We start from the raw sequence: 18,464 nt of genomic DNA, 5'->3' as shown, positions 1-18,464 counted from the left end.
CAAGAGGATCGGCCTTGGGAACGATTCCGATCCAGGCGACGGCCTCATGGGGCGGATCGACGCCTTGCCACCGGCTTGGAGGGAATGGACGCGCCGCGTACGATCGGGGGCATGGCGGCCCTCGGCGTCAGGGCCGCGTAGCGGGGCGTTCCGGCGATGGGCCCCCGAGAGCACGCGGGCCGGAGGCATCGCCCAGGAGAATTCCTACGCGGAACCTGATACCATCAGCCCAACCTCATGTTGGAGCTCACCAATGCCACGCTTCCGGTTCCGCATGCGAGGGATTCTGGTCGCCGTCGCGGTCGTGGGAATACTGCTGGGGCTACACCAGTGGATGTCGCGACGGGCCAGGCGCTTTCACGCCATCAGTGAGAGCCATCGCAGCCGGCTGTCTCTGGTCATCTCCGGCCCGGTCACCTCGGAGGGTGATTTCCTCGGCGTCCCGTCCGTCCTGGATCGCGACCTGAAGACCGTGTCCAGGCACAGGGCACGCAAGGAACTCTGGCATTACACCATGTCCGTCCGATACAAGCGCGCTGCGGAACGCCCCTGGCTCCCCGTCCCGCCCGATCCGCCGGAGCCCTACTAACCGGTGGAGTGCGGAGTGCCGGCTGAGGCCAAATGAGCCCGAACTTCGGGTCGAACGGCCCCGCCGTCCGTGGCCTATTTTTTTAGAGCCTGTCTCGGAAGGTCAGGTTTCGCCGGAGCGGCCCGGCGGCCTTTGCCAGCCCCGGAGGGGCGACCGTTTCTAAGCCGTTGGTCTCGGTTTTCTTTGATTGATCTGATGGGCGACCGCGGTGATACAATCGCTGTTGGGTGCCACGGGTTGTACTCAACCCGTGAACGATAGCCCAGGTTTTTGGCTCACGGGTTGGGTACAACCCGTGGCACCCAGGGCTTGCACATGATTCAATGCAAAGAAAAACCAGGTCCAGGTGCTTAGCTCAGGGCGCAAGCCCTGAGGAATTCCTCGATGCCATGCGCCACTCTCCCCGCTGTGGAGGGGATAACACAAATACAACACATACATTCTTTCTTAAATTGCACCCATTGGATTGCGATCCTGGCTATTGACGGCCGCCCCTTCGGGGCTCCCAGAAATCGACGGGATGCCCGCGACCCAAGCCCAAGTGCCAGCCGACGGTAAGCCGCTGTTGCTCCATTCTCAAAGAGGGGAAATACGTTCCGTCCCCTTGCTCCTCCATATTGCCTGATTCCTGCCGTCCTGCGTCCGTTCAGGCTTCGACAGGGTTCCCGGTCCGGGCCAAAGCGACAGAATAGCGGGCGTAAAAGGCGGCGACCTCCGAGGCGTGTGAAAGGCCCCGGAGGAGTCGCCTTATCGGCCGACAGGGTCGATCCCGGACCCGCTTATTTATTGGCAACAGCAAGCCACATCACGTAGTAGTTGGCGGCCTGGTTGGCACTCACAACAGTGAACCCCGTGGTGGTTACGCTGCTCAACGTATCCGTGTGCCCTACCTCCTGTCCTTGGCCGGCCCAATAGGGGGATATTGTCACGACAGGCGGGTGAGCGAACGCTCTCGGAAAGTTGATCTGCAAGGTCCCCGTGTTTTTGTTCGCAGCCCCGCCCTGAAACTCGAGCGCATCCCCCGGGACCATCGCTCCATGCTTCGAGCCGAGCTCCGGAATCTTGTGCTCCGAAGTGTGCACGGCTGGTTTCACAGTACTCATGGCACAATTTCCTCGTTAAAGAAACAACGGCCAATTCGACACGTTTTACGTTTTCTTATGTCTTGAGTCAAATTTCAAGAGAATTCTTTTTTAATTTTCGCGCTTTTTCTCGCTGGCGATCCCAAACGAGGCCAGGGCGAAAGGGCAAGAGATCTGGCAGACGGGCCCCCAGCTCCATTCCAAAAGTGGAGAATCCCCTCCGCCCCACGGACAAACGAAGCCCACACACACTCTGGCAGACGCGGATGGAATCAAACCCGACCCGAGAAGAATTTGACCGACGCCCGATCGATCCGTTAGGCTTGCCCAGGGGGACAGCAGTATTTTCATTCGCGAGTGTGATTCCATGAAGGGCCGAGAAAGCGGAATGCCCGATGAGGCGTACTGGGAATCCTTCTTCAACTCTTCCTGCGTGGTCGAGCAGCTTGATTGTGCCGAATCCCAGCGAGGGCTCGTGGAGTTCGGCTGCGGTTACGGCCTTTTCACCATCCCCGCCGCACGGCTTGCGAAGGGCCCGGTCCTCACCTACGACATCGACCCCGCGATGATCGCCGCCACCGAAGCGAAGGCCAAAGCCGCCGGCCTTGCGAACGTCACTGTCGAGCAGCGCGATTTCATCGGAGATGGCACGGGGCTCGCCGATGACAGCGTCGACTACGTCATGCTCTTCAACATCCTCCACGTCGAAGACCCAGTCAGCCTGCTGAACGAAGCCCGCCGGATTCTCGCGCCGGGCGGGAAGGTCGGCATCATCCACTGGCGAAGCGACATTGAAACTCCACGCGGCCCGTCGCTGGCGATTCGCCCGCGTCCCGAGCAATGCCGCGCATGGAGCGAACAGGCTGGCTTACGCTTCGTCCGATACGAGCCGCTTACCTGCTGCTCCTACCACTTCGGCTTGATCGTGGAGAAGCCCTCCCCCTGAGATTCAGGCTCCTGGCGGGAGTTCGCGGGCCAGAGAAGAGAACGTTAGGCTCTGATCGGCCAGGGGATCGTGGTCGGCAGATTCCTTGTAGCCCCGGAGGGGCGACCGTCGATATCCATAGACACAAGCCCCTGGATACAATTCACGTAAAAACATACCCGATACACAACCGATCCCCCATCGCGGCCGGGCGGGCCATCGGCCCGCCCGGCCGCGAGGGGAGGAATGGCGCACGGCTTCGAGAAGGCCCCAGGGCTCGCGCCCTGGGCTAAGCCGTTGGTCTCGGTTTTCTTTGATTGATCTGATGGGCGACCGCGGTGATACAATCGCTGTTGGGTGCCACGGGTTGTACTCAACCCGTGAACGATAGCCCAGGTTTTTGGCTCACGGGTTGGGTACAACCCGTGGCACCCAGGCGGCCGGGCGCGAGGGGAGGAATGGCGCACGGCTTCGAGAAGGCCCCAGGGCTCGCGCCCTGGGCTAGAAACGGTCGCCCCTTCGGGGCTGGCAATGGCAGCCATGCCCCTGGCGAGTGTAACTCGTGGGTAAACCGCTGTAAATTCAGGCTTTGACGGACGACAAGGCTGGAGCCGAGAAACAGGCTACCCCGAAGCGTAAGCGTTGCCGGTCACCGATGACGGAAGCGGCCAAATCGACACAAGCGATTCATTCCGCACGTGTTCGTGCTCCGTCCACGACGCACAGAGCGCTGGCTCCAAGATATTCGTTGAACAAAATCCTTGCGGCCGTACCTGCTGGCGTCACCGGCAAGGACTACCGTCGTAGCATCATTCGGGAGTCGTCGGGAAAAGAAGGCTCTCACCGCCTCCCTCTCACCGCCAGGCCAGGACGCCTCACGCGTTGGTACGACGAAACAACCAGCAAAAGGAAGTTCTCCGATGGCTGCATTCGTGCAAGTCGTGGACTTTATGGGTTTCGACGGCGCGGATTCCAATGCGCCTTGGCAAATGGTTCCGCAAGGGCTGACCCGCGAAGTCAAACTGATTCAGGGCAACGATCAGTTGGAGTTCACCGTGACCGGTGGCTCCGGGCCGCCCCCTCCCCCAACTCCCGCTCCCCTTGGCAGTAGCAGTAGCGAAAGGCGGCATACCGCTGTCATCGAGGGGGCGAAAGCCTCACAGGACGGCGGCGCGGGCCTGGCGATCGAGCGCAAGCGGCTCAGCCCCACCGACCAGATTGTTGTCCTACGTGGGTGGCGGGTCGGGTCTTACGAGGTCCAGGCAAGCGACCCCAAGACGGGCAAGCCGGCGGCGCGCCTGCTCGTGGACGTGGTGAAGCAGCGGACTGTACCGATTGCCTACTACCGCCTCCTCTTTGCTGAGAAGTGGGACACCCGGGTGCTGAATGAGCAAGCAAACAGAATTATTTTCGACCAGGCCGGCATCACCTTGAAGTGGCTGGGCGAGTTCGACGGCGCGGAGGGGAGCACCCCCATCACGCTCCCACCGGGGCCGGTCAATCTCGAAAACGCCAAGACCAGGACCGAGCTGCGCTTCTTCGGCAACAATCCAGGGGCGGAGCTGATGGTCTATCTGACCAATTTCGGGGTCGATGACGGCAACGGAATGACTCTTGGCGACCAGACCATCATTTATTCCCGGAAGTGGAAGCAGCCCAGCGAGTTCCCCCGGATGGTGGAGACCCTGGCCCATGAGATTGGCCACTTCCTCTCGAACGGCAAGAACCACGACGGCAAGAAAGACGACCTGATGTTCGAGACGTCCCCGCACGGCAGAAGGATTCGCAAGGACCGGACGATGATGTTCGTCCGAGGGTTGTGATTGTGAGGCGGCCCGCCCTGCCATGTCCGCGTCGTTAACCCACAGCGTTTTTTTGTGGCGGGTCCCTGGTTGCGTTCCAAGGCCAGCCCGCTTAAGCTTCGGGAGCCGTCACATCGGCGATCTAGACATGTAAAGATTTCATGAAGGGAGGCCCCTCCGTGCGTCGCATCGCTCTCACCTTTGCAGCCCTCGTATTCCTGGCGTTGCCCGCCTACGCTTGGAACAAGCCGGGCCACATGGTCACCGGCGCCATCGCCTACGCCGAGCTGAAGAAGAACGACCCGGCCACGCTGGCGAAGGTGGTCGCGATCCTCAAGAAGCACCCGGACATCAATCGTTGGAACGACCTGATCAATCGGTTGGAGATCGCGCCCGAGGATCGCGACCTGTTCTTGTTCATGCAGGCCGCACGATGGCCCGACGACGCCCGAGGCACGACGTACGACCGACCGAGCCATCACTTCGTCAATATCCCGCTCAAGCCAGGAGCCACCGGTTCCCCCGCGATCCCCGTGGGGGATTCGATCCTGGTCGCTTTCGACGAGAACATGGCGACCCTCGCGGACAATGACGCTTCTGACTCAGAGAAAGCGGTCGCCCTCTGCTGGATCTTCCACCTCGTGGGCGACGTCCACCAACCGCTGCACTCCGTCAAGCTCGTGACCGCCCAGTTCCCGGATCCGATCGGCGATCGCGGAGGCACACGCTTCTTCATCAAGCCAAAAGCCAATGGCGGCACCATCAGCCTCCACCAGCTCTGGGACGGCTTGATCATCGGCTCCCAGAACTTCCAAACCGTGCGGAACACGGCGACCGAGTTGCGGGAACGGACAGGACTTCAGCGGAGCGATTTGAGCGAGATCGCCGAGAAGGATTTCCTGAAGTGGTGCAGCGTCGAAAGCTTCGACACCGCCAGAGACGTCGCCTACTCGGACGGGAACGGAGGACCTCTGCAAGGCGGATCGACAAAGCCCCAGGCCGAGGTGCTCCCGAACGGCTATCTCGACAAGGCCAAGGCCGCTGCCGAACGCCGCGTCATCCTCGCCGGTTATCGGCTCGCCGACCTGCTGGGTGCGAATCTCGATTGATGGAGTGACCGTGGTTTACCGTCGGATGGCCTTGAGCCTGAAGTCGCAGGCATAGTGCAGCCCCGAAGGGGCGACCGTTAATAGCCAGGGGTGAAACCTCTGGAAATGATTCAATATATGAGCGATCCTCAGCCACGGAGGGGCGACCGTTAATAGCCAGGGGTGAAACCCCTGGGAAATGTTCGACATATGAGTGTTCCGCAGCCCCGGAGGGGCGACCGTTAGAGCAAGACCTACACCTCTGACGGTCGCCCCTCCGGGGCTGCAATGAAATTCTCATGTGAGTTTTCCATATTTCCAGGGGTTTCACCCCTGGCTAAAAACGGTCGCCCCTCCGGGGCTGGCAAAAAAACAAATCCCTACCGGTAACCGCCTCGACGGAAAAACGATCTCGAATATCTGCACAAGCACGCGTGTATTGGGCAGCCCCGGAGGGGCGACCGTTTCTAGCCAGGGGTGAAACCCCTGGGAAATGTTCGACATATGAGTGTTCCGCAGCCCTGGAGGGGCGACCGTTAGAGCGAGACCTACACCTCTGACGGTCGCCCCTCCGGGGCTGCAATGAAATTCTCATGTGAGTTTTCCGTATTTCCAGGGGTTTCACACCTGGCTATTAACGGTCGCCCCTCCGGGGCTGAAAAATACAGATCCATCGCCGAAACAGAAGTCACCCGCTATGATCGGGAACGCACCCACTCTCCCTTTGGCCGACGTGGGCCGGAGAGAACGCCGGGGTCAACCATGGAGGGGGACGATGTTTTGTCCGGAATGCGGCACGAAAGGCGGCGGCAAATTCTGCGTGGAATGCGGCACGAAGCTCTCCCCGCCAGGCCCAGCGACGGCCCAGGCCGTCGAGCCCCCCGCCGACTGGTCGCGGGAAGCCCGCCATGATCGCTTGATCGCCCACCCGGAAGTCCAGGCGCTCTTGAAGGATGCCGCCAAGCAGTCAGGGTCGCGGGTCTCGGGCGAGCAGCTCATCAAGTTCTACGACAAGCACCTGGCCAAGTTCAACTACGGGATCGCCGTCGGCGACGTGGCTTCCATCGCCGCTCCGCTGCTCACCCGCCTTGGCATCAAGACAGGCAAGACACGTTCCGAAGTCGTGAGCGCCCCGATTGGCCATGCGACCGTCGCCACCCTCTGCTCGCTGACCGCGCTCGGGCTCGAGATGAAGGAGGTCGAGCAGGCCAGCGACGGCTGCGTAATCGAGGCCGCCATCCCCCCGGATCTCCTGGTCTATCAAGGGACGCTGGTCGTCACCCTCACCGACCTCGGCGACCGCTCCCAGGTCGATGCCGCGACCAAGATCGGCGGCCAGTACTTCGACTGGGGCAAAAGCTCCCGCCTGCTCGACCGCCTCTTCACCGACATCCGCGCCTTCCGGGCATAGCACCTCGTCACGGCCCCCCCCTGGCCAGGCCCGAGGGTCAAGCCTAAATCCTGTGCTCGGAGTGGCCGTTCCTGGTACGATCTCCTGAGACCTCGAGTGAAGCCGTTTCGAGCCAAGGACCGACACGACAAGGAGGCCGGCGAGTGGCCGGGGCTCACCGTGACGAATGCCGATCCCACTCTGATGAAAGGGCGTGGATTCACGCTGATCGAGCTGCTGGTGGTCATCTCGGTCATTGGCGTGCTCATTGCCCTGCTCCTCCCCGCCATCCAGGCCGCCCGAGAAGCGGCCCGACGCGCCCAATGCGTCAACAACCTCAAACAGCTCGGCCTGGCTGGGATGAACTACGAATCGGCCAACTCGGTACTACCGTCGGGCATGTTCCGGGCCGTCTCCGATGAGGCCCCCGTCTTGACCTGGGGCCTGAGCGCCTTCGTCCGGATCCTGCCGTACCTCGACGCCAGCCCGCTTTACCACTCGGCAAACTTCTCGCGCCAGGCGATCACCCCGGCGAATGGGACGGTCGCCTCAACCGGCCTTTCCGGACTCCTCTGCCCGAGCGACCCGTATGTCGCCGAGGGGCACCCGGACGACTTCAATTACGGGGCACCCGTCGGCTTCGGCATCGTGCAACGCCACACCAGTTACGGCGGTTGCCAGGGCGCCTGGAGTCTGGAACTGATTCCCCAGAGCCCGAACTCCCCCGCGCAGGTCGCGAACATGAACGGCACGATCTTCTGTTCCTCCTCAGTCCGGCTCGCCGACATCTCCGACGGCACCGGGACGACGATCCTTTTCGCCGAGAAGTCCTACGGGAGAGTCCCGAGCGGTGACCGTGGGGGGGCATGCAGGTGGAACGTGGGCATCCCCTCCGACTCGATGGTGAGCGCCTATTACCCGTTGAACGGGGCGGTCAAGGGAGTCCCTTTTCTCGATGGCAACATCTTGAAGTGGATCTCGAGCGTCGGAAGCTTTCACCCCGGCGGGGCCAACGTTGGCTTCTGCGACGGTTCGGTCCGGTTCGTCAAGGATTCGATCCAGTCTGTGCCGTTCGACCCCAAATCAGGAGACGTCCCCGCCTTTCGGTTCGACCCGGTCTCCGGCACCTATTCGATCGCACCCGGTACGCAGTTAGGCGTCTGGCAGAAGCTCGCGACACGAAGCTTCAACGAAATCGTGGATGCCGATTCTTTCTGACGGGCGGGTCGGTGGTGCGTCCGATGGGCTACGCCGACGCCGAAAAGCGATCGTCCGCCGGGCACCTTCCCGGCTTCAGTCTCCCCTACTATCTCGGCGCCTCGGCGGCCAGCTACGCCGTCTGGGTCATGTTCGCGGCGGTAGGAACGGTCCTTGGCCCCACCATCGGAAACGTCAACGATTATGGGGTCGACATGGCCTTCCCGGCCTGCTCCGCCACTTCCTGGGTTGAGCCCCTCACAAAAGCGAACCTGGCGGACGGGTCTATGTTCCGAGGTCCGGTAAGGGCGGCTGCTAAGATGTCAGCCAACGCGACCATATAGGCGTCCACGAGGCGGATTGGGGCACCCTCGACTTGAAGCCGAAGAGAGTTTTTCAGCGGACGCAACAGCCGGAGTGAAGGGAGAAAAAGGGGGCGGAGAACGCGAGGGAAAAGGTTTAATAGCATTGAGCCTCAGGCAGGAACCGAAGAGGTCGAGGGAAGACGCTGGCCGGCGTCGGCGGCCTTGGGGAAGGCCGCCTGGCGACGGTTGCCGCGATTCAAGGTGGGGGCGATCAGGCCGCCGACGGAGGCGCGAGCGGTTCTGGGCATGACTCGAGGTGAGGCGCCCCCCAGCCCAAGTCAATATTCCAGGGGTCCGTTGGCGTTCATTGCCCCGGTATTGCCTCCGGGATCTTCCAGGTTCCGTCGAGGAATTCCTTCCTCGGCCGGTACATGCGGAGAACGTAATTCCAACCCGGGGTGATGGGGAGGTAGTTCGGTACATGCTCATTGCCGCCGAAGTGGATCGTCACCGACCCGTCCGCCGCCGGCTTCGCCGTAACGTTGTTCAGCGTGTAGGCGTCCCTCGCGTTCCTTTCGAAAAAGCCATCCTGGTTGTAGACGCTCACCGACCAGAACCCGTCCACGGGTACGTCTTTGAGGGTGAGCCGGTAGGCGGACTTTCCGTCGTTCTGCTTGGGCTGGGCGCCCGCGTAGAACGCATCGGCTCGAGGGTTGCCGCCCCAGCCTCCGGCGGTGCCCAGCAGGTGTTGCACTGGATCAACCTCATCCTTGCGTCCGAACATCCGAGTGGAATCAAGGCCGCCGTTGGCCGCCAACAGCGAGTTCAGCGCGTCCCGGATCTGCTTGAGTGACGCCGGGTCCCAGTTCGGAATCTCGAACTTGCCCGTTTCCTTCTGTTCGGCCTTGAGCGACTCCTGGAGAGCGTGGACCGCCTTCACGTCGGCCGCGTCATTAGGATTGACGAAGGTCCGGACGAGTGCGAGGACATATCTTGTGCCGACCTTATCTCTCGTGAGCGTGTGCGGACCAGATGCGTACACAACCTCCGTCGTGAAGTGGTTCTCGTCGATAACCTGCATCGCTATGTACCGCTTGCCTGCGTCCGGCATGGTGATCGTGACGGGCGCGGCATCAAGGTCGAACACGCCTTGCGAGTACAGCGTGTCGCGGTTCATGCGAATTACCGCCTGCTGGTCGATCGGTGTGAGTTCGCGCTGGTGGTCGAATTTCCCGAACCCTCCGTCCTTGACGAACCGGGCGAAATACGTGTCGGTCTCGGCTCGCGTGAAGTTGTCCACGGTCACCCGTGGCGTTTTGGCTTCCTGCGCGGGAAGCGGCGTCAGCCAACCAACCGCAAGCACCGCTGTCGCGGTCAAAGTCATTCGCATGGTGAGAACTCCAATGGGATAGCAGGGATGGTAAATTCTTGCCCCGACGTCATCGCCATTCTAACTGACGAAGTCCGTTCGACGGGCGTCTCCCCTTACGGGGCCAGGCCGCCCGTGGCTCGCTCAACGCTCGGCCGCTACGCATCTGCCTTCGGTCCCCCTACTCCCCCCCTGACACGGCGAGCCTCCGTCAGAACAAAACGTGCATGAACGAGGCATAACCGCTGAAAAGCCAGACGCAGGGAGAAAAGGAGACGGAGCGAATTGGCGATTTCCCCGACCCTCCTCGGCTCCGCCGCATCCACCGGCCGACCTCGCCATCGCCCTGGGGGCGGAGAACGAGAGGGAAAGGATGTGGCATCAGGTAGTCACCGAAGAGGTCGAGGGAAAAGACGCTGTCGTCGGCGTGCTGGGGGAAGAACGCCTCGCGACGGTTGTCGCGATTCAAGGCGTGGTCGATCAGGCCGCCACCGACGGAGGCGCGAGCGGTTCTTGGCATGACTCGAGGTAAGGTGAGCACCCAACCCAAATCAGTAAATTCAATGATCGGCGCCCCAAGGTGTAGCCCTTGAACACGATAGCGATCAGCAGGACGACAATCAATAACATGCGGCAAGTCATTCGAGGCATCCTCTTGTTTCCGTAAAGAGAACAAAGGGGACGGAGGATAGAGTAGCCGTCCCTGTTCTCACGATGCCAAGAGCGTCCCTGCCCGCTCTGCCGATCACTTCAACCTCGATCTGGTCGGCGTCGTCCACCTCGATGATCGGTCGATTGCCGACGTTGGTCGGGTTGGGTTGAACCGAGCCGCGAGCGGGTGACCTCGCCCCAAATCCAGTCAGGCAGGCTCTTACCAATGGGTGTAGTATACGGCATATACCTTGTCAAGTGATCGTCCGCCGGGCACCTTCTCGGCTTCAGTCTCCCCTACTATCTCGGCGCCTCGGCAGCCATCTACGCCGTCTGGGTCGTGTTCGCGGCGGCAGGAACGGTCCTTGGCCCCACCATCGGAAACGTCAACGATTATGGGGTCGACGTGGCCTTCCCGGCCTGCCCCGCCACGTCCTGGGTTGAACCCCTCTCAAAAGCGAACCTGGCGGACGGGTCTGTGTTCCGAGGTCCGGTAAGGGCGGCTGCTAAGATGTCAGCCAACTTCCTTCCGTCATCAATAGAGACATGCTCACCGAATTACAGGGTATCCTTGCTTTTCCAGCTTCGCAACGTTTGCGTCCGAGTCGACCAGGCGTACTTTGTCTCGAAAGAATTCATATGTCTCTTCAACATAATCGTATTGCAGCGTCTTGAGCGTGTCCGAATAAAGCCAAGGGCTGATGTGGATCTTGACGAACACGCGCCCCGTGGGCTGCTCCTTCACTTCAATAATTCCCCCGTACCACCCGGTGAAGTGCACCAGCTTCTTCTTGAAAGCGTCCGTGTTCTCCAGCCAAGCAAAATGGTTACGGCGTTCTGCGGGCCGGGTGTCCTGGGCGGCCAGAGCGGCAGCAAATGCCTGCTGAAGTTGAAGCATGTCGCCCGTAGCCTTCGGGTCAGGAACGATCGTGGTCCCCCTGTCGTCGGGAACCTGAGTCCGCACGGGAATCGAAACGGGGGGGGCCATCGAATCCCACTTTGTAGACAGGGACGAGTCCTTTGCGGACGAGTGCCTGATGGTCAAGCAGACGCTTATACTCGGGGGTTCCCGGACGGGCATTCTCAACCGGAGTAACCACCTTCGGAGGAGGAACCGGAGAAGCTTCCTCGGCCTTCACTGCCTGTTCCGCACCGGCAAGGCCAAAGACGAAAACACCAATGAACCCACCGAGAATGGCTCGGGATCGCTGAGACTTCATAGGATCGCCCTTAGCTATTGGCTTGAATCGGTTCTACTGGCCTGCGACCTCAACACGATGGGTGCCAGCAGTATCACGAAGTGTTTGATCGTCAACGTGACAACCGAATCGGGGCCCTGAATAATACCGCTTAATCCATTACATTTAACATAAATTGTTTGCGAATATTTCGTGAATGACGATCGACCTAGAGCGCCAACCGTTTCTCTTGCGCCTGGGTAGAATAGAAATAGACCCAGGAGGTGTCCCATGCGACCCTATTCCCAAGACCTTCGAGATCGTATCCTCGAGACCGTGGCGCGTGGCGAAGGCTCGTTGCGTCAAATCGCCCAGCGGTTTCTCGTCAACGTCTCCACAATCGTACGTCTCTTGAAGCAGTACCGACAGACCGGCTCCGCTGAGCCCAGATCGCACATTTGAATGACTTGCAGGCCCTGATGAAGGTTGCAACGTGCAGACCCAATGACCTCTGGGGAGAATTGTCCGAGGTAGTCACGCCGGGTTCGGCCTCCTGGCCGGGCAGGAAGCCTTTGATGCGTTCCCAGCGCTCATCTGCTACCTCATGGCGACGCATGGCTGAGTGCACGCAGGGCACAAAAACACGAAACAGATTACCCTTCCTACGAAGAACTCGCAGATATTGTCCGCACGGTCTAATCCATCTTGACTTTCCCAGCCAAATTCAATTTAATCCCATTAACGATTTCCGAATTCACTTACTTCTAAAAAGGTCATACCATGAATAGACGCTCTCGTGTTTTCCGCCCAAACCTCGAGACTGAATACTTAGAACCTCGTAGGCTGTTGAACGGCTCGATACCGGCAGATCACCCTACTGACGAACAGTATGACGACCTTGACGCCCAGATAGATCAGATCGGTAATGAGAGCGAACCGGTTGCCCAACTGACAATCACACCTCTGGCCATGCTCGACAAGGACTCAGAGATCGCAGAAATCAACAATCTGCGGAACCAGTTCAACCAGGTGATAGATTCGAAGATAGCGATTCGCCAGGCTGCGGTTGAGAAGGCGGTGGCCCTGAAAGCCAAGGTGGACGTCCTCAATGCCGCTGCCGTCGCCGACTTCCTAGCTAACCCCGGCGATCCCGCTGCTCAAGCAGACGCATTGAAGTGGGGAGCCCTTGTGATCAAGGCTACGAATCACCTCAATGGATCCCAGCAGAGCTTGCAGCAGATGAAGGACATCAAGACGCAGGTTAACACCATTGTGGACCAGGTGATCGCCAATATCAAAGGCACCGTCTATACGATGACCGACCCGGATGACCCCACGAACACGCAAACGTTCACTGAGTACACAAATGAAGGATACTACACAATCGCATAACCAAGAAACAATGCAGATCCGGTTCAGCCTCCGCACGGCATTGCTTGGGGTTGCCCTGATGGCATTCGTCGGAGCCGGAATCCGCTGGGCCGTGACGATGCAACACCGATCGCGAACACACCAAAAGGAGGCGATATTTCACGACCTCTCAAGGCAGAACGCGGCGCTTATAGCCGAGTCCGATATCTACGACAAAGACAAACGGAAGGCGTCAAGGAAGGCAGAGGCATGGCACACGAAGCAGCGTGATCTCTTCATCGAGGCGGCCTCTCGCCCTTGGCGCACCGTGCCGCCGGCTGTCGAACCGAAGTTCGACTGACCCACTTCCCCGGAGGGAAAACCAAGGGTCGAAGGGAATTCTTGGCAGACGGTTCCTCGGCTCCCTTCCGATGGGGGGATTCCCTCCGCCCCTTTGTTTCTCCCTCCCGCAACAGTCTCTACCGGCCGTAGGAGGGATCCGGGATCACCGGGTCACCGACACCCTTCACGTAATCAAGGACGCCGTCAGCCTGAGTCCAAGTATATTCCTCAAAATAAGTGCTATAAACCAACACTCCGACTCCCCCCTTGCGAGTGGCCTTGGGCCAAACCTTCAGCGTGATCGCCCAGCCTCCAGGTAAAGGGGAAACCTGGTGAACGAAGGCCGACCACCCTTGAATCCTCAGCGGTGAGTCTTCACGGTCCACCCAACTGAAGTATTGGAGACGGTCGGGAGGTAGAGGGCGAGCGCGTGCCACGATCGTCGCCGCCTCCCGGAAGCGTTGGTCCTCCTCCGGCGTCCGTGCTTTGACTTTCCCCCGTACCGGCTCCGGCTCAACCGTATAGAGTCGAGCCGGATGATTGAGCCCTTGAAATTCAGCGAGCCGCTCGGGGTCGGGAATCAGAGTCGACTCGGCGACCCAACCCCGAGCCCTGGACGCGGTTCTTCTCTTGCTCGCCGCCGAGGCAACCCAGTAACCGGACGCAAGGAGAAAGCCGGCCGCAACCACGACGATGATCTTACGTCTGTTCATGGCACAAATCCCCTGTGGTTCTGGTTTCCCTTGATCCTCCAAGAGCGCCCCCTGCCCGCCCTGCTGATCACATGACGACCTCGATCTGGTCGGCATCGTCCACCTTCGATGATCGGCCGATTACCAACGTTGATCGGGTTGGGCTCACCCCGTGGCGCCCGGCGGGTTCATTGTAGCCCCGAAGCGGAACAACGGCATCCTGAACGTCGAAAACCTTCACATGGTGTCGCCCAAGGCCACTCGAACACTGACACCCACGGATGAGCGGCTAAGAAGAGAAGATTTTAACCACGAATGACACAAATGACACGAATCAAAACAATAATTTCAATTTATTATTTTGTTATTCTTTTCTTCATTCGTATCATTTGTGTCATTCGTGGTTAAAATCTTCGTTTTTTTGAGAGTCGCTACCCTCAAGATAGCAACCGTGCGAAACGAAGAGAATGCGGTGCATGGTCGCCCCCTCTCGACGAGAACTCTCGCAAATCAACGGACTCCCGCCCTGAGCGCATTGGGCGGGACATGGAAATGGTTGCTCAGGTAGAACCAGGGGCCAAGGAACGCACTGATCAAGAAGAGGGCAACCCAGCAATATCCCAGGGCCCGACCAAGCCCATCGAGCCAGTTCCGCCCGGGCCGCCAGCGCCCGTTCAGGAACAGCACCAACCAACTCCCCGCGACGGCAGCGCCCATGAGGGTCGGTAACTGAAGGTCGAAAGCGCAGTGGAGAAACAAGGGCCTCAAAAAAAAGGCCAAAAAACCGAGCCGCCACGTCGGGAGATAGCGTACCGCCAGCACCAGGAAGATCTCTGCGGCCCCAAGCGCGAAAAGCAAGGTGCTCGCGACAGTCGCCACAAAACCGGGTTGCCGGGCGAGGAGTCTCAGAGGCGCACGCGGTCGGCGGAGAGACAGGAGCAGCAGGGCGACCGTCCACGGGACAAGCCAGAGCGACGCCCAGGTTGTGGCCCGGTACAGGAACGCGATGAGCCAGGTGTTGGAGTTCCGGAAGAGAGGGATTCCCCCAAGGCCGGCCCATGAGTCCTTGCAGACACGATACGAAGCGAACCCCACCGCCGTTGCGGCGATGAGGACCATCGCGTCAACCAACCCAAACGCACGAGCCGACCGTGAACTCACCGCATGAGCCGTGCTTGTCACAGAACCACCTCGCCACTCATGCCCCACCATCCCGGACCACGGCTGTCGTCAAAACAGCGAATCTCTCCATTTTTCATTGGAAGTCCACAAATCGTGATGGTCGGCCAAAAACAAGGATCTACGTCAAACGAAACAACCCAACGACTCAACGCATCGTATTTTTTCAATCGATTTCAGGCCCCGGTTGCCACGGGTTGAACTCGATCCGGGAACCAAAAACCAAGGCTTCTGCTAACAGGCTGAGTCCAACCCATCAGACAAATCAAAGAAAAACGCGACCAACAGTCAGGGAGGCCATTCACCCCGTAAGACCTCTCCTGTCGTCGCGTCAATCATGACTCTTGCGTCAAAGTCTGAATCTATAACGTGCGGAGCACTTATATGAACAAACTATACAGTATAAATCTTGTCACTCATACCAACTTCTATCGGTGCTCCTTTCTGAAGATTGACCCGCCCCCGAATGTACTTCCTTGCGATCGCCACGGCTTCGGATTTTGAAATCATCGAGTTTGCCTTCGCTGTCGTCCCGGGCAACCGGGAGCGATCGACAACTGTCGACGGTACGCCGGTAGAAGGCTCGGGCCAGTCATTGGACGGGTCCCAGCATCCGACGATCATGAGCGACAGGATTGTGAAGCAGGATTGCGCATGCTTCATGAGCCATCTCTCCAGTCCCGCCTGGGTCTACGTCGAACGCTGGCACCCACTTACAAGCGATTAAAAAGAGAGGATTTTAACCACGAATGACACAAATGACACGAATTAAAACAACGAACATTAATCATTTTTTTACTTTTATTCATTCGTGTCATTTGTGTCATTCGTGGTTAAATTTTCCTTTTTTTCGAGAGCCGCTACGCCGTGTGTATCGAACAGCCGATCGCGGCGGATCGACTTCATTGTGCGCAATCCTCAGCAACAGAGGCCCAAGCTAAGGATGCCACAGCAAGAAGGGCTTTGCCAGAGGGAGAAGAGTGGCCCAGGAGCCAAAGCCATTCGATCCAACGGATGCACACAATGCGTTACGACATACCCGTTCGACAAGATTTCTCGCGAATCACCCGCCCCCCATCCTGAGCGCGGGGGGCGGGATCTGGAAATGGTTGCTCAGGTAGAGCCAGGGGCCGAGGAACGCATTGATCAAGAGGAGGGCAACCCAGCAGTACCCCAAGGCCCGCCCCAGACGATCGAGCCAACTCCGCTCGGGACGCCAGCGCCCGCCCAGGCACAACATCGACCAACCCACTGCGACGGCGGCGCCCATCAGGGTCGGCAACTGAAGATCGAAAGCGCAGCGGAAGAAGAGCGGCCACGAGGAAGCTCCCCAAAACACGAGACGCGACGTCGGGAGACAGCGCAACACCAGCACCAAGACGATCGCGACGACGCCGACCGTGAGGACCAAGGAGGCGGCAACATCTGCCACGAAACCTGGCTGGCGGACAAGCCGGCGTAGACAAGGACGCGGCTGGCGGAAACGCAGGAGGAGCAAGGCAACCGTCCACGGAGCAAGCCAGAGCGGCACCCAGGTCGTGAACCCGTACAGAAACTCGATGGGCCACAGGTCCGGTTGCCGGGAGAAAGGGATCGGCCCAAGCCCAGCCCATCGCTCAATGCAGACACGATACGAGGCAAACCCAGCCGCTATCGCAGCGATGAAAGCCATCGCGTCCACCAGGCCGAACGTACGTCCAGTTCGCACGGGCTTCTCTCCGCCGGTTGTGGCCAAAGCCAAAGGATCACCGCATCACCGGGCCTCCGCTCAATTAATTCCCAATGATCTTCGCGGTGACCCGTCCGGTTCTCGCATCGATTTTGATTTTGGAGAGGAAATCCGGGCCAGGCATCGGATGCGTGACAATCACTCCGAAAGTGACCGTATATGTCTTGTCGGCCAATTCGACCTCAATCGGAGTCCCTTTAGGCAACAGCTTACGCGCATTGTCCGTATTCAGTGCGATCGCAATGGCTTCGGAACGTGAAATCATTGACGAACCCTCCCCCTTGCGAACGGCCGGGGTTGGGATTGGGGACTCGCGAGGAGGACCGCCGCACCCGAGTGGACAACACCCGAGAGCAACAGCAACGGCGATGCGTCTCAACGAGACTCACTCCTTAACGACACACTGTCATGCATCGCAAAAAAAAGACGCGTCGCCGGATCATCTGCCGGAATCGGACGGAGAAGATCGGGAGAAGATTTTAACCACGAATGACACAAATAACACGAATCAAAACAACAAACTCTAATTATTTTTCATTATTCGTGTCATTTGTGTCATTCGTGGTTAAATTTTCCTTTTTTTCGATCGCCGCTATTCCGTGTCCATCGGATATTCGACCTCAACTATGAATCGCGGTCTTCTTTGCTTTGCGTCACCGCATTCCGCCGCCCATCATCCCGCCGCCCATTCCGCCGCCGCCCATCCCGCCATATCCCGATTGGGGATCCAAGGCACGCAGTTTTTTAAATTCATCATTCAATCGTTTCCGGTACTCGACATAGGCGCTTTTGACCTTCTCGAATTTCTTGTGGGCGGCATCGACCTTCTGCCGCTGGGATTCATCATCGCCTGCCGCCAGCTCGGCCTGGGCGAGTGCGGTAATGGCTTCCGAGAGTGCCTGTTGCGAGTACTCGACCTGGGTTTGCAGGAGTTGGACGTCCACACTGGCCTTCTCGATGTCTTCAATTCGTCCCGGCTTCTCATTGGGATCCGAGCGAGCGACCCGAGGGCTCGACTGCGAGGGAACCATCGCCTCGGCACGCTTTTTCGCCAGCTCGGCGGCGCGTTCCGTGATGGCGTGCGTTCTCTGCTCGATAAACTCGGTCAAAGCGCCCTTCTCGGCGTCGAGATCCTTCCGCTTTCGGGTGGATTCGGCATCCGGCTGATCGGGTTTCGCCGTCATGTTCAATCGGCCGAGAGTCAGCATCGCCTCGCGTAGCAAGGTCTCGTCCACTTCTTGGGCGATTTCCAGTAATCGAAGCTGAACGTTCTCTTCGCGGCGGGTCGCGGGCTTGGGTGGAGTCCCGCCGGAGCCGCCGAATTGTGCGTGGGCCGGGACGCCGCCAAAGACGAGGAGTAACGCGGTTGCAGCCAGCCTTTTCATGAGTCGAATCCTCCGATGGGTGAGAGTTCCGCTGCATCGTAACAGAAGCGAATGCAGCGTGTCATCAACCAGCAAGAAGGATCCTCGACGTGATGGGCCGGGGCCCCGAAGGGGAACTTCGGCACCCACGGATGAGCGGCTAATAAAAGAAGATTTCAACCACGAATGACACAAATGACACGAATCAAAACAAATTATTTCAATAATTATT

19 protein-coding genes are annotated in these 18,464 nt (G+C 59.3%); 9 read left to right on the top strand and 10 right to left on the bottom strand.

Going from position 1 to position 18,464, the window contains the following annotated elements; genetic code table 11:
- The first annotated feature begins 253 nt into the window (after positions 1 to 253).
- Positions 254 to 589: a hypothetical protein gene (locus SINAC_RS20835; protein WP_015247575.1), complete on the top strand. Its 336-nt coding sequence runs from the start codon at positions 254 to 256 to the stop codon at positions 587 to 589.
- 779 nt (positions 590 to 1,368) lie between these two features.
- Here SINAC_RS20835 and SINAC_RS20830 read toward each other — a convergent pair.
- Positions 1,369 to 1,692, bottom strand: a complete 324-nt coding sequence (locus SINAC_RS20830; protein WP_015247574.1) for an H-type lectin domain-containing protein — start codon at positions 1,690 to 1,692, stop codon at positions 1,369 to 1,371.
- Between the two features lie 346 nt (positions 1,693 to 2,038).
- Here SINAC_RS20830 and SINAC_RS20825 point away from each other — a divergent pair, with 346 nt between their 5' ends.
- The 6 genes from SINAC_RS20825 (at position 2,039) to SINAC_RS20800 (ending at position 8,417) form a co-directional block, all read left to right on the top strand.
- Positions 2,039 to 2,617 (top strand): class I SAM-dependent methyltransferase, encoded by a 579-nt coding sequence (locus tag SINAC_RS20825; protein ID WP_015247573.1) that lies wholly within the window; start codon positions 2,039 to 2,041, stop codon positions 2,615 to 2,617.
- 899 nt (positions 2,618 to 3,516) lie between these two features.
- Positions 3,517 to 4,419 carry a hypothetical protein gene (locus SINAC_RS20820; RefSeq protein ID WP_015247572.1) on the top strand — a complete coding sequence of 301 codons (903 nt, stop codon included), beginning with the start codon at positions 3,517 to 3,519 and terminating at the stop codon, positions 4,417 to 4,419.
- Between the two features lie 158 nt (positions 4,420 to 4,577).
- Positions 4,578 to 5,507, top strand: a complete 930-nt coding sequence (locus tag SINAC_RS20815; protein WP_015247571.1) for a S1/P1 nuclease — start codon at positions 4,578 to 4,580, stop codon at positions 5,505 to 5,507.
- A 754-nt stretch (positions 5,508 to 6,261) separates the two neighbouring features.
- On the top strand, positions 6,262 to 6,897 hold the full coding sequence (locus SINAC_RS20810) for a zinc ribbon domain-containing protein (RefSeq protein ID WP_015247570.1): 636 nt from the start codon (positions 6,262 to 6,264) through the stop codon (positions 6,895 to 6,897).
- A gap of 96 nt (positions 6,898 to 6,993) precedes the next feature.
- Entirely contained in the window at positions 6,994 to 8,094 is a 1,101-nt protein-coding gene (locus tag SINAC_RS20805) for a DUF1559 domain-containing protein (protein WP_015247569.1), read from the top strand.
- Positions 8,095 to 8,105: 11 nt separating this feature from the next.
- Entirely contained in the window at positions 8,106 to 8,417 is a 312-nt protein-coding gene (locus tag SINAC_RS20800; protein ID WP_154673930.1) for a hypothetical protein, read from the top strand.
- 131 nt (positions 8,418 to 8,548) lie between these two features.
- On the opposite strand, the gene SINAC_RS40645 is transcribed toward SINAC_RS20800, so the two are convergent.
- The 4 genes from SINAC_RS40645 to SINAC_RS20785 all read right to left on the bottom strand — a co-directional run bounded on the left by SINAC_RS40645 (position 8,549) and on the right by SINAC_RS20785 (position 11,296).
- Positions 8,549 to 8,686 carry a hypothetical protein gene (locus tag SINAC_RS40645; RefSeq protein WP_020467528.1) on the bottom strand — a complete coding sequence of 46 codons (138 nt, stop codon included), beginning with the start codon at positions 8,684 to 8,686 and terminating at the stop codon, positions 8,549 to 8,551.
- Positions 8,687 to 8,742: 56 nt separating this feature from the next.
- Positions 8,743 to 9,768 carry a DUF1254 domain-containing protein gene (locus SINAC_RS20795; RefSeq protein ID WP_015247568.1) on the bottom strand — a complete coding sequence of 342 codons (1,026 nt, stop codon included), beginning with the start codon at positions 9,766 to 9,768 and terminating at the stop codon, positions 8,743 to 8,745.
- Between the two features lie 190 nt (positions 9,769 to 9,958).
- Positions 9,959 to 10,288 (bottom strand): hypothetical protein, encoded by a 330-nt coding sequence (locus tag SINAC_RS20790; protein WP_237722905.1) that lies wholly within the window; start codon positions 10,286 to 10,288, stop codon positions 9,959 to 9,961.
- Positions 10,289 to 10,948: 660 nt separating this feature from the next.
- Entirely contained in the window at positions 10,949 to 11,296 is a 348-nt protein-coding gene (locus SINAC_RS20785; RefSeq protein WP_237722904.1) for a hypothetical protein, read from the bottom strand.
- A 571-nt stretch (positions 11,297 to 11,867) separates the two neighbouring features.
- On the opposite strand from SINAC_RS20785, the gene SINAC_RS20775 reads away from it, so the two are divergent.
- Together SINAC_RS20775 and SINAC_RS20770 are read left to right on the top strand one after the other, a co-directional pair.
- Positions 11,868 to 12,038, top strand: coding sequence for a helix-turn-helix domain-containing protein (locus tag SINAC_RS20775; protein ID WP_015247563.1), 171 nt, complete (start codon positions 11,868 to 11,870; stop codon positions 12,036 to 12,038).
- Between the two features lie 384 nt (positions 12,039 to 12,422).
- A complete protein-coding gene (locus SINAC_RS20770; RefSeq protein WP_244884893.1) occupies positions 12,423 to 12,968 on the top strand; it encodes a hypothetical protein in 546 nt (181 codons plus the stop codon).
- A gap of 437 nt (positions 12,969 to 13,405) precedes the next feature.
- Here SINAC_RS20770 and SINAC_RS20760 read toward each other — a convergent pair whose 3' ends face one another.
- The 5 genes from SINAC_RS20760 to SINAC_RS20735 all read right to left on the bottom strand — a co-directional run bounded on the left by SINAC_RS20760 (position 13,406) and on the right by SINAC_RS20735 (position 18,253).
- Positions 13,406 to 13,981, bottom strand: coding sequence for a hypothetical protein (locus SINAC_RS20760; RefSeq protein ID WP_015247560.1), 576 nt, complete (start codon positions 13,979 to 13,981; stop codon positions 13,406 to 13,408).
- A gap of 489 nt (positions 13,982 to 14,470) precedes the next feature.
- A complete protein-coding gene (locus tag SINAC_RS20755; protein ID WP_015247559.1) occupies positions 14,471 to 15,142 on the bottom strand; it encodes a hypothetical protein in 672 nt (223 codons plus the stop codon).
- A gap of 1,060 nt (positions 15,143 to 16,202) precedes the next feature.
- Positions 16,203 to 16,847: a hypothetical protein gene (locus SINAC_RS20745; RefSeq protein WP_015247556.1), complete on the bottom strand. Its 645-nt coding sequence runs from the start codon at positions 16,845 to 16,847 to the stop codon at positions 16,203 to 16,205.
- 64 nt (positions 16,848 to 16,911) lie between these two features.
- Positions 16,912 to 17,133: a PepSY domain-containing protein gene (locus SINAC_RS20740; RefSeq protein ID WP_015247555.1), complete on the bottom strand. Its 222-nt coding sequence runs from the start codon at positions 17,131 to 17,133 to the stop codon at positions 16,912 to 16,914.
- A 388-nt stretch (positions 17,134 to 17,521) separates the two neighbouring features.
- Positions 17,522 to 18,253 (bottom strand): hypothetical protein, encoded by a 732-nt coding sequence (locus SINAC_RS20735; protein WP_015247554.1) that lies wholly within the window; start codon positions 18,251 to 18,253, stop codon positions 17,522 to 17,524.
- Positions 18,254 to 18,464 lie beyond the last annotated feature (211 nt).

The sequence above is a fragment of the Singulisphaera acidiphila DSM 18658 genome, from assembly GCF_000242455.2.
Classification (GTDB): Bacteria; Planctomycetota; Planctomycetia; order Isosphaerales; family Isosphaeraceae; genus Singulisphaera; species Singulisphaera acidiphila.
Note: the sequence above shows the minus strand (reverse complement) of the source record. Positions and strands in the feature narration are given on the sequence as shown.